The sequence below is a fragment of the Amycolatopsis sp. lyj-23 genome (genome assembly GCF_046549135.1).
Lineage (GTDB): Bacteria > Actinomycetota > Actinomycetes > Mycobacteriales > Pseudonocardiaceae > Amycolatopsis.
Window position 1 is genome coordinate 282509 of the sequence record NZ_JAJPWN010000010.1, and the last position, 10801, is coordinate 293309.

The 10801-nt window shown below is 72.6% G+C and carries 8 protein-coding genes; 3 read left to right on the forward strand and 5 right to left on the reverse strand.

The annotated features are described in order from the left end of the window. Nucleotides 1-9 precede the first annotated feature (9 nt). The 3 genes from ACLJPY_RS26150 to ACLJPY_RS26160 form a co-directional block, all read right to left on the reverse strand. Nucleotides 10-723 carry a FadR/GntR family transcriptional regulator gene (locus ACLJPY_RS26150; RefSeq protein ID WP_410592300.1) on the reverse strand — a complete coding sequence of 238 codons (714 nt, stop codon included), beginning with the start codon at nucleotides 721-723 and terminating at the stop codon, nucleotides 10-12. A gap of 162 nt (nucleotides 724-885) precedes the next feature. Next, entirely contained in the window at nucleotides 886-1335 is a 450-nt protein-coding gene (locus tag ACLJPY_RS26155) for an ATP-binding protein (RefSeq protein WP_410592301.1), read from the reverse strand. Nucleotides 1336-1567: 232 nt separating this feature from the next. Beyond that, nucleotides 1568-2449, reverse strand: a complete 882-nt coding sequence (locus ACLJPY_RS26160) for a hypothetical protein (RefSeq protein WP_410592303.1) — start codon at nucleotides 2447-2449, stop codon at nucleotides 1568-1570. A 1037-nt stretch (nucleotides 2450-3486) separates the two neighbouring features. Here ACLJPY_RS26160 and ACLJPY_RS26165 point away from each other — a divergent pair. The 3 genes from ACLJPY_RS26165 (at nucleotide 3487) to ACLJPY_RS26175 (ending at nucleotide 8497) form a co-directional block, all read left to right on the forward strand. Next, the gene (locus ACLJPY_RS26165; protein WP_410592304.1) at nucleotides 3487-4461 is read left to right on the forward strand and encodes a hypothetical protein; all 975 of its coding nucleotides are present in this window, start codon (nucleotides 3487-3489) and stop codon (nucleotides 4459-4461) included. Between the two features lie 796 nt (nucleotides 4462-5257). Then, on the forward strand, nucleotides 5258-6280 hold the full coding sequence (locus tag ACLJPY_RS26170) for a LacI family DNA-binding transcriptional regulator (RefSeq protein ID WP_410592305.1): 1023 nt from the start codon (nucleotides 5258-5260) through the stop codon (nucleotides 6278-6280). 204 nt (nucleotides 6281-6484) lie between these two features. Continuing rightward, the gene (locus ACLJPY_RS26175; RefSeq protein ID WP_410592306.1) at nucleotides 6485-8497 is read left to right on the forward strand and encodes an AMP-binding protein; all 2013 of its coding nucleotides are present in this window, start codon (nucleotides 6485-6487) and stop codon (nucleotides 8495-8497) included. A 72-nt stretch (nucleotides 8498-8569) separates the two neighbouring features. Here the strand turns inward: ACLJPY_RS26175 and ACLJPY_RS26180 are convergent, their stop codons facing one another. Together ACLJPY_RS26180 and ACLJPY_RS26185 are read right to left on the reverse strand one after the other, a co-directional pair. Further along, nucleotides 8570-9961 carry an alpha/beta hydrolase gene (locus ACLJPY_RS26180; protein ID WP_410592308.1) on the reverse strand — a complete coding sequence of 464 codons (1392 nt, stop codon included), beginning with the start codon at nucleotides 9959-9961 and terminating at the stop codon, nucleotides 8570-8572. A gap of 243 nt (nucleotides 9962-10204) precedes the next feature. Further along, nucleotides 10205-10594, reverse strand: a complete 390-nt coding sequence (locus ACLJPY_RS26185) for a histone-like nucleoid-structuring protein Lsr2 (RefSeq protein ID WP_410592310.1) — start codon at nucleotides 10592-10594, stop codon at nucleotides 10205-10207. Between the last annotated feature and the right edge of the window lie 207 nt (nucleotides 10595-10801).

Here is a 10801-nt window from a genome sequence, read left to right on the forward strand (position 1 = left end):
CGTGACCGGTCACGGGGCTCCGCCGTCGAACTCCCGGACCTCGGCGAGGTGGGCGCGCAGCCAGCGTTCGGACGTGTCGACGTGCATCAGCGCGGCCGCGGTGGCCACCGCGGGATCGCGGTCGGCGAGCGCGTCGTAGATGGCCTTGTGCTGGGACAGCGTCACGTGCGTGGCACCGCGTTCGACGGTGCCGCGCCAGACCCGCGCGCGCAGGGTGCGCGAGGAGATCCCGTCCAGCAGGGCGGTGAGCGTCTCGTTGCCGGTGGCGGTGACGACGGCCCGGTGGAAGGCGGCGTCCAGCACGGTGAGGCGTTCGACGTCCTCGACCGCGTCGTGCATCGCGTCGAGCAGCTCGCCGACGTTCCGCAGCTGCGCGTCGGTGATCCGGGTGGCGGCCAGGCCGGTGGCCGCGGGCTCCAGCAGCCGGCGCACCTCGGTCAGCTCGAGGACACTGCCGCCCTGCATGAGCGCCACGGCGTTGCCGAGGCCCTCCAGGAGCAGGCTCGGCGCGAGGCTGGTGACGTACGTACCGTCGCCGCGGCGGACTTCGAGCACCCGCGCCAGCGCGAGCGCCTTCACGGCTTCGCGCGTGGGACTGCGGGAAATCCCCAGCTCCGTGGCCAGCTCGTGCTCGGGCGGCAGCTTGGCGCCCGCCGGGAACCGGCCGGACCGGACGAACTCCCGGATCCGGTCGATCGCTTCGTCGGTCAACGACCTGGCCATGGCCCTCCTCGGACGGTGCACCTGAGCCGCTCACTCTAGCAGTCATATGATGTATCGCGGCGAGGGAGTCGCTCGGAGGAGGCGAGCGCCGGTGATTCACCGGTTTCGATGGCTGCTGTGCGTCAAGACATGTGATGTATTGCGACTCTTGCGGCTACCCGCTCAAGCTCGCCCGGCTTCGGTGTCCGACGCGCCCGGCTCGACGTCGGGTCCGTCGCAGGCCACGTCGGCCCACACCGTCTTCCCGCCCGTTCCGGGGCGTTCCCGCACGCCCCAGTCGACGGCCAGCTTCTGGACGATCAACATGCCCCGGCCGCCGGGGGTGGTGCGCCCGGGGGCGCCGACGACCGGGTGGTCCAGACAGCTGTCGTCGACTTCGATGTGGACCCGGCACGGTGACCTCGTGTAGTCCATCCGGACCTCCACCGGCCCTTCCCCGTGGTCGTAGGCGTTGGTGACCAGCTCGGTGACGACCATCAGCACGTCACCCAGGTGGTCGTCGTCGACGTCGGTCAGCGTGCGGGACGCCCACCGGCGTACCTGCACCAGAGCCGGGGTCGAGGTCCCGCGCAGGTCCCACGACCACGGCGGCGCTTGCGTCCCGTCGGGCATGACGACATCACCCTTTCCGGGCTCTGGCGTCCTCGGTTCTGAAGACGTCCGCACCGGGGCGATACCCGAAGCGCCCCGCGCCCAAACGCTCCTTTCGGCTGGGCCGATCGGCGTCACGACGGACCGGTCCGGGCCCTGCCGCCCCGGCCTGCCGCCGGGAGCGGCGTGCTCGTCGGCGGATCCACTGTGGACGGTGTCCGGCCGGAGCTGTGCACCCCGTCGCCGGACCACGTCACGTCAGCAGTTCGAGCAGGATCCGCCGGGCGTGGGCCAAGCCCGGCGCGTCCGGGCTGCCGAGGTCGCGGGCGGTCTGCTCGGCTCTCGCGAGCGTGGCGAGCGCGGTGTGGACGAGCGGGTCGTAGCCGGCGCGGGAGGCGAGCACCGGCGCGCCCGGCGGGGGCCGCATCACCTGCCGCCAGACCTGCAGGGTCTCGTCCGTGCGCCGGCGGACCTGCTCGTCGGCGGCGGTGGTGCCCGCCAGTTCCGCGTACAGCACGGCCAGCAGGATGGTCACGACCGTTTCGCTCGTCGGCGGCTTGTTGTTGCGCAGGTTCTCCGACAGGGTGCTGCGGCAGGACACGGCCCGGTGGTCCAGCCGGCGGGTCTGGTCCTCGATCGCCCGGTAGGTCAGCCCGCTCTCGTCGACGAGGGCCTTGAGGTAGCGGGCGAAGTCCGACCGGCTGGTGATCTGCCGCAGCCGGGGCGCCGCCGGAGCCGGGCGGGCCCGCCGCGTCAGCGGGACCGGCAGCTGCAAGCGCGGGATCGTCGGCGGGTCGTCCGGCGGGGGCGTGGCCGCCGGGGTGAAGTCGAGGCGGCCCCGGGCCGGCGGGTCGAGGACGGGCGCGCCGCGGTCCTGTTCCGCCTTGGCCGCGAGGTACCGGGCGAACACGACCTTGGCTTCGGCTTCCCCGGCTCCGCAGGCCTGCACGATGCCGCGGTAGACCGGCCACGCCAGCAGCCGCGGCGAGGCGGGGTCGCAGGCGGCGTGCAACACGCTGGGCTGCACTTCCGGCATCGTGGAGATGATCGCGAACACGTGGCTGTCGACCGGGAACGTCGCCATCGCCTCGTGCAGGGCCCGCAGCGCCGGGCCGGGCGTGGCCACCGCGGTCACCGGCGCCGCCCCGGCCGGTTGCCCGCGATGGTGCGCACGGCCGCCGGCTCCCGGACCACGAGCGGGGCCGCGGACTCCGTTGCGGCCAAGGGGAACGGGGGCTGGAGCGGGGCCGGCGCCCGGCGGCGACGGCGGGGTCCACCCGGGACGGGGTGGTGCGGAACCCAAGGGGGCATGGTCGACCCAATCTCGAAGTCTTCGGTGCGGGTGAGCCCGTCACCGGCAATGGCGCCGGCCGTCCGCGGGGCAACGCGGGTTCGACGGCTCGGTGCATTCCGGTGGCGTTCTGAGTTGCCGTTGATCGAACACGAAGAATCGGGTCCGGCACAAGCACCGGGGTGTCCGGATCTGTCCGGACCGTAACGGCAGGAAAACCGGCGGAAACCCACCGCGGCACCCGGTGATGCGGATCACTTGCGGATTATTCCGTTTCGCCGGTGCCCTCCCGGCTTTTCCTGGTCAGGCCCGCGCTTGCCAAAAAGGTGACAGACGGTGGCCGCCGGCCCTTGTCCGGTGCCCCGGACGGCGTCTGGCCAGGTGGACACCGGCGCCCTAGATTCGGGACCGCGTCGCAGGATGTGGATCTCCGTGTCGTCCGACGTCGGCTCGATGCTCGTCCAGCGGGTGGGAATCGAGGGGCCGGGCACTGGATCACCCTGGGCAAGGGGAGTTCCAGCCGCCCGGCCGTTTTCGCACTTCAGTCCGGCGGGCCCGGGCAGGGCCGCCGGCGCGGTCCCGGATCCGGCAAGTGACCGGCAGGTGACCGCCCGAAGATCGGCAACGGATTTCCGTTCTTTTCCGCCGGGGCCTACGTGCGGTGGTCACCTCGGGGGAGTACCTTGTCTCAATTCACCGGATACGGTTGCTCTCCCCGGCGGAGCGACCACCCCGGGTCACGGCTCCCGTTCGTGCGGACGCTGGTCGCGTGAAGATCCACAATTGAATCTCCCCTTGATCGCGGCCGGGGCGAAGGGGGCCGGAAAAATGGGGATCCGGTTCGCCGGGAGCATGGCCCTGGAGTGCGAGGAATAGTTGTCATGACCGACCCGGTCGCCGGGTTTCCCCTGGTGCGAGCGGACTGCTCGAGCCGCAAGCGAGGCCAGTCGGCGTTGAGCAAGCTGCCGCACACCGACGCGTTCACCAACCACCGCGTCCTCGCGGTCGCGGACCGGATGCTGATCCTGTTCCTGCTGGTCGTGCTGGCCGACGAGCACGGACGGCTGGCCACCCTGCACCATCGGCTGGCCCTCGCCGCGGCGCGCGACCCGGACCACTGGGCCGCCGGGCGGCCGGCGGACAAGCTGCCGAACTCGACCGCGAAGTGGCTGGGCAAGGCGGCCGTCCGCCGCCCGCCGTGGCCGCGCATCGAGGAGTTCCTGCGGCTGCAGGTGCCGCCGCAGCACCTGGCGCCGGTCCGCGCGGCCGCCGCGGGCCTGTTCGGCAAGGCCGACGGCAAGGACCGCCCCGACCCGGACTTCACCGGCCCGGTTCACTTGCCGCCGTGGGCCCGGCACACGCGCGTGACCACCGAGACGATCATCGCCGACGTGGCCGCGATGCTGGCCCCGGAGCCGGAACCCGCCACCGGGGAACCGCCGGCATCCGATCCGGAACCGGCCGCCGTCCGCGCCGATCTCGAGACGACGAAGGTGCTCCTCAGCCAGGTCCTGCGGGAATACATGCAGCTGCAACGCGACCACGACCGGCTGCGCCGCGAAGTGGAGTACTGGGAAGGCGCCGTCACCGCGCAGGGCGAGCAGTTCGTCGAGCACCACCAGCAGCGGCAGCAGCTGAGGCTGCTCAACCGGCAGTTCCAGGCGCTGCGCCGGCTGCACGTCGACCTGCTGGTGAAGCTGCACCCCGGCCTGTCCGCCGCGACCGCCGGGGCGATCGTCGACGAGCAACTGGCCCCCGCGGCGGTCTCGGGACCGCGCCCGGACTGGGAATTCACCGGATCCGCCGTCGCCGCCGCGAAGGAACCGCGGGAGGAACCGGCCGCCGCGGCCCGGTAGCAGCCTTCACCGGCCGTCGCCGGGTTCCCGACCCGCAGAGGCGCCCCGGGCCCGGGCTTTGCGCGGACGGGTGCTGGACCGCGTCGAAGTTCGCCAGGACACGGCTCATCGACGCCTGCCGGCCGTAGCAGATGATGTCCTGGCTGGTGCGCCGGAGGTTCGCGATGGCGGGCGGGCACCGGGCTTCCGGTGCGAAGCGGTTCGGCCGATCGCCGACGCCGCCCACCCGGCCCAGAGGACGGCTGGAAGTTTCAGCCGGCCGCCCGGCTGTCCACTGCAGACGGTCACCTGCGCGTCAGCGAAGGGCGGCTCCTCGCGGAGGGTGAACAGCAGCGGCAGGGACTGCGACGATCAGGTCGTCCTGGCGCAGGACGCCGACCCCGTTCGACGCATTCGCTCGCGCAGCGTCCGGGCGTTCGTTCGCCGGCGACTCCGACTTTTCGGGCAGTTTTCCCCAGCCCGTTGACACATCGGGGCTCCGGGTTCCAGCATCAATGCTGCCGAGCCAGCGGTCAAAAGATCACCGGATGTGCGGTGGCGGCCGCGGCTCACCCGTTCGAACCACGATCGCCCGAGGATGTGCGAATGTGACCGAGAACCGGTGTCCCGGCCCGCATCGGGCCGCCCCTCCCTAGCCCCGTGGTGGACGCGAAGACCGCCGAAACCCCTTCGGTGGTCCGGCTTGCTCTTTCGCCGAAATGTTAGCGTTAACACCGGACGTTTCCCGCCGTTTCCGCGGTTCGGGAACCGCGCTGCTCCCGCGCACCGGTGCTCGCCGTCCCCACGGAGGTGACCCATGACTGTCCTCGACCTTCCCGGTCCGCGGCCGACCCTGGCCGACGTGGCCCGCGCCGCCGGTGTCTCGTCGGCGACGGCATCCCGGGTGCTCAACGGATTTCCGCAGGTCCGTGCGGAAACCCGGCGTCAGGTCGAACAAGCCGTCCGCACCCTCGGCTACGTCCGGCAGCGCGCGGCCCGGGGCGGCGACGGCACCGCGACGGGCACGGTCGCCGTCGTGATGTGCGAGGACGGGCTGCGCCTGTTCTCCGACCCGTTCTTCGGCCGGATCATGCGGGGCATCGACCGGGAGCTGACCGCGGCCGGCCGGCAGTTCGTGGTGCTGATGATGCAGGCTTCGGCGCAGGCGCCCGCCTTCCGCTACCTCGCCGGCGGGCACGTCGACGGCGCGCTGTTCGTGAGCACGCACGCGCGCTGCACGGCGGCCTTGTCGCGGGCCGACTTCCCGGTCGTCAGCGCCGGGCGGCCGATGGGCCCCGACCCCGCTCGCCACACCTACGTGGACGTGGACAACCGCGGCGGCGCCGAGGCGGCCGTGCGCCACCTCCAGGCCACCGGGCGGCGGCGGATCGTCACCGTCGCGGGCCCGAAGGACATGGCCCCCGGCCAGGACCGCCTCGCCGGCTACGCCGCGGCGATCTCCGGGACCCGGGTGGTGGACCCGCGATCGGTGGCCCACGGCGACTTCGGCCAGGCCTCCGGCGAGCACGCGATGTACCGGCTGCTCGACCGGCGGCCGGACCTGGACGCGGTGTTCGCCGCGTCCGACGTGATGGCGGTGGGCGTGCTGCGCGCCCTGCGCCGGGCGGGCCGGCGCGTTCCCGACGACGTCGCGGTCGTCGGCTTCGACAACTCGCCGGTGTCCCTGACGACCGACCCGCCGCTGACGACGGTGAGCCAGCCGGTGGAGGCGCTGGGCGCCCGGGCGGCGGGCGAGCTCCTGGCGGTGATCGACGGAACGGCGAGCCGGCCGCGCCGCGTGGTCCTGCGGACCACGCTCGTGGTCCGCGAGTCGGCGTGAGGAGCGTGTGAAGCCGTTTGCGGCTCCCTGGTTTTTGCGCCCGCTTCACGGTTGAATACCTCGAATCGTGCGGCCGCGTGTTGACACGACGGCCGGCGCAAACGGATGCTCGGCGTACCGGCCGGACGGCCGAACCCCCGGACCGGCACAGGGAGACAGCCGAGCGATGACGACCGTTTCGGTGAATCCTCCCGGGGTGTCCTGATGGAACCGGACCTCGTCGAAATCACCGCCACCGTGCCGCACAGCCCCGCCGCGGTGTGGACGATCGTCGGCAGCCCGCACCTGTACCCGCGGTTCGTCCGCGGGATCACCGCGTGCGAGCTGGTTTCCGAGGCCACCGGCCGGGGTGCCCGCTACCGGTACCGCGCCGGCGGCGAAGGCGAGGCCGAGGTCTTCGTCCACCGCCGCGACGAGCACCTGGCGTGGTCCGGCCCGCAGCACCGGATGTCGGTCGTGCTGCGCCCGGTCCCCGGCGGCTGCGCGCTCACCATCCTGCTGACGCTGCCGGCCGGCCGGTCGACGGCGGTCCCGCGGATCCGGCAGCGGATCCTGGACGCCGTCGCGGCGATCAGCGACCACCTCGGCGGCGTCCCCGCGGCGGACCCCCTGCCGCCCCGCCCGTCGAAGCGCGAACTCGCGCGGATCCTGGTCAGGGCCGGGGTCCTCACCCCGGCCCAGCCCACCGGGACGCTGCGGCAGCTGCGGTCGGTGGGCCGCTGGGGCTCGACGCTGGCCGGCGGCTACGAAGCGGTGGCCCGGCGCGCGCCGGACTCCCTCGCGCTGTGCGACGAGCGGTCCGAGCGGACCTTCGGCGAGGTCGACGACCGCACCACGCGGCTGGCCGCGGTGCTGCAGCGCCACGGCACCACCGAGGGGTCACGGGTACTCCTGATGTGCCGCAACCACAACGCGATGGTCGAGGCGATGATCGCCTGCAGCAAGCTGGGCGCGGACGTCGCCCTGATGAACACCGGACTGGCGCTGGGACAGGCCGCCGAGTTCGCCCTCCGGCACGGGTCCCGGCTGGTGCTCGCCGACGCCGAGTTCGCCGCCCTGCGCGAGCGGCTGCCGCCGGAGATCCCGCAGTTGTGGACGTGGCCGCCCGGCGGCTGGAACGGCCCGACCATCGAAGAACAGATCGAGGCCGAGCCGCTCACCCGGATCGCGCCGCCGGCGAAGCCCGGCCGGCTCGTCGTGCTGACCTCGGGCACGTCGGGACCGCCGAAGGGCGCGCGCCGCCCGACGCCGAACAGCGTCGCGGACGCCGCCGCCGTGCTGTCGGAAATCCCGCTGCGGGCCGGGGAACCGATCCTGGTGGCCGCCCCGCTGTTCCACACGTGGGGCCTGGCCGCGCTCCAGCTCGGCATGGCGCTGCGGGCCGGGCTGGTGCTGCCGCGGCGGTTCGACCCGGAAGCGACGCTGGCGATGGTCGAACGGCAGCGCTGCACGGCGTTGTTCGCGGTGCCGACGATGCTGCGGCGGCTGCTCGACCTGCCGGAGCACATCCGGGCCCGCTACGACGTTTCCTCGCTGCGGGTGGTCGCCAGCTCGGGCGCGACCCTGCCGGGCCGGCTGGGCGAGGAGTTCATGGACACTTTCGGCGACATCCTCTACAACCTGTACGGCTCGACGGAGGTGTCGTGGGCGGCGATCGCCGGACCGCACGACCTCCGCGCGGCCCGCGGCACGGCCGGCCGGCCACCGATCGGCACGGCGATCCGCGTCCTCGACCGCGCGGGCACTCCGGTGCCGCCCGGCGCGACGGGCCGGCTCTACGTCGGCAACCGGCTGCTGTTCGACGGGTACACCGACGGCGAGCAGCTCGACGTCCGCGACGGCCTGATGGACACCGGCGACCGCGGGTACGTCGACGCGAACGGCCTCCTGTTCGTCCAGGGTCGCGAGGACGAGATGATCGTTTCCGGCGGCGAAAACGTGGCCCCGGCCCCGGTCGAGGAGGTCCTGCTGACCTTGCCGGAGGTCCGCGAAGCGGCGGTGGTCGGGGTGCACGACCCGAAGTACGGCCAGCGCCTGGCCGCGTACCTGGTGCTCGTCCCGGGCGCGCAGCTGGACGCCGACACGGTGCGGTCCCACGTGCGCGAGCGGCTGGCGCGGTTCGCGGTGCCACGGGACGTCGTGTTCGTCGAGGAGCTGCCGCGCAATGCGACGGGCAAGGTCGTGAAGCGCGCCCTGCGCCGCAACTACCGCTGGTGACCGGGTTTCTGTATGTACACAAAGGATGCGGCGGGCTGTTCGATGCGGCGGAATTCCGCGTACCGGTGGTTCTCAGGCCGGGCAGCTGACGTCCTGCGGGGGTAGCGCGAGTGTGAGCAGATAACGGTCGACGGCCGCGCGCGTGCAGGCATTGCGCGGGTAGACCCCGTGGCCCGAGCCCTCGTAGGTCAGCAACGTCGTGTTCGCCGGCGCCTGGCGGTGGATCGACAGCGCCCAGGCGTACGGGGTCGCCGGGTCGTACCGGGAGTTCAGCATCAGAAGGTGTGGCGCCCGCGCGATGTCCAGCCGGTGCGGCGGGTTCGCCGGCGGGCCGTGGACGCCCAGGCACGCCATGGCCTCGCCGTGGCCCAGCGTGCTGCCGCGCATGATCGGGCCGCGGCGCAGCTCTTCGGCGTGCAGCGCGGAGTACTGCGCGAAGTCCCGGATCCGGAGGTCGAAGTCCTGGCAGACGACGGCCAGCCGGATCGAGGCGTAGTTGTAGGAGAACTGCGCGGTCACCGGCGGGTTCCCGGCCGCGGCCTCGGCGATCGCCTGGGCGGCGTCGTCCCAGTCCGGGCCGTACATGTCCTTCAGCACCCGGTCGCGCAGGTCGCTGCGCGCCGGCGCTCCGATCACCGAGAGGGCCTGCTGCCAGACGGCGAAGACGTCTTGACCGTGCAGCGCGCAGGTCGTCGTCCGGTCGCACCACGCGGCGAACCGGCGGAACACCCCGTCCGCGGCGGCGGCCCGGTCGCCGAGGAACCGGTCGAGGCCGGCGCTGTGGTCGATGGAGCTGTCGAGCACCATCGCCCGCACGCGGTCGCCGTGCTGTTCGGCGTACTGCTGGCCGAGCAGCGTGCCGTAGGAGATGCCGAGGAAGCTGAGCTGCGGCTCGCCGAGCGCGCGGCGCAGCGCGTCCATGTCCTGGGCGTTGGCCGCGGTGTTCGCGTGGTCGAAGACGGGCCGGTTGCGGGCGCGGCAGGTGGAAATCGCCTGCTCGCTGTACTTCCGCAGCGCGGCGAACTCGGTGCGGTCGGCCGGCTCGTCGCCGGGCGGCGGGCCCGTGTCCGGGCAGTCGATGAATTCGCTGTGGCCGGTGCCGCGCACGTCGAAGCCGACGACGTCGAACCGGGCCTGGACCTCCGGGCTGAAGAAACCCGGCGTCAATGCGAATTCCGCATTCGAGGAGCCGGGACCGCCGAGATCGGCCAGCAGCACTCCGAGGCGGTGCGCGGAATCCGTGGCGCGGTGCCGGGCCACGGCGAGCGTGATCGTGGGTCCGGTGGGGGAGTTCCAGTCCAGCGGCACCCGCAGCGTGCCGCACTCGCCGTCCGGCGGCGCGGGGCTGTCGGGGTCGTCGGGGCAGGCGGACCACACGATCGGCGACGGTGTCCAGCCTGCACCGGTCACGGCGGGTGCGGCGCCGGTCAGCAGGAGTGCGCTCGCCAGAACGGTTCCCAGCACCCCGCGGCTCCTCCCCGGCTTCTTCCCGTGACGACCCGGACCCCGCCGACGGTAGGGCGTCCGGGGTCCGGCCCACAAGAGCCGATCGGCCGGGGGGAGCGTTCCCGGCCGTCGGCTGCGTTGCTATTCCGGCGCGATCGTTTCCGGCGGCGGGCTCGAGCGGCCACGGTGATTCGGTGGTGGTGTTCTTTCCGGCGGTGCTGTTCGTGCGGTCCGCGCGGCAAGAACTGCCGTAATCGGGAGTCAGGCGGCGGCTTTCCTGCGCTTTCGCGAAGCGGGCGCGGACGATTCCGGCTCACTGCCGTGCACCCGCTCGTAGGCGGCGACGACTTCGGAGGAGAGCCGTCCTCGTTCGGAGACTTCGTAGCCGTTCGCGTTCGCCCAGGCCCGGATCCGCTGGTTCCGCTCCCGATCGGCGGCGGTGGTGGACTGCCCGGTGGCCACCCGCACCTTCCGCCCGCCGACCCGACGGCCGGCGCCGATGTAGCGGGCCAGTTCGTGCCGCAGGGCGGACGCGTTCCGGTCCGAGAGGTCGATTTCGAAGGTGACGCCGTCGAGGCTGAACTGGACTGTCTGGGCGGCGGTGCTGCCGTCGATGTCGTCGAGGATCTCGACCGAGACTTTCTGGGCCACTTGGGTGCTCCTCCGGTGGATGTGCGCTCGAGAACGCGAACAGCACAATGCGTTCGCCGGAAGTGTATCCACAACCGGCGCGAAAGGGAATTCAACTCGCCGCGAAACAACGCGGGTCCGTTCGGCGTAATTGCCCGCATCGGTCCAGGAAGCAGGCGCGGGAGGCGGGGAGGGTGGGGGAGGGGAAATGAGCAAGGTCGCCTTAAT

What these genes read in the sequence shown, in the direction of transcription:
- ACLJPY_RS26150 (WP_410592300.1), bottom strand. Translation starts at nt 723, where the DNA reads ATGGCCAGGTCGTTGACCGACGAAGCGATCGACCGGATCCGGGAGTTC.
- ACLJPY_RS26155 (WP_410592301.1), bottom strand. Translation starts at nt 1,335, where the DNA reads ATGCCCGACGGGACGCAAGCGCCGCCGTGGTCGTGGGACCTGCGCGGG.
- ACLJPY_RS26165 (WP_410592304.1), top strand. Translation starts at nt 3,487, where the DNA reads ATGACCGACCCGGTCGCCGGGTTTCCCCTGGTGCGAGCGGACTGCTCG.
- ACLJPY_RS26170 (WP_410592305.1), top strand. Translation starts at nt 5,258, where the DNA reads ATGACTGTCCTCGACCTTCCCGGTCCGCGGCCGACCCTGGCCGACGTG.
- ACLJPY_RS26175 (WP_410592306.1), top strand. Translation starts at nt 6,485, where the DNA reads ATGGAACCGGACCTCGTCGAAATCACCGCCACCGTGCCGCACAGCCCC.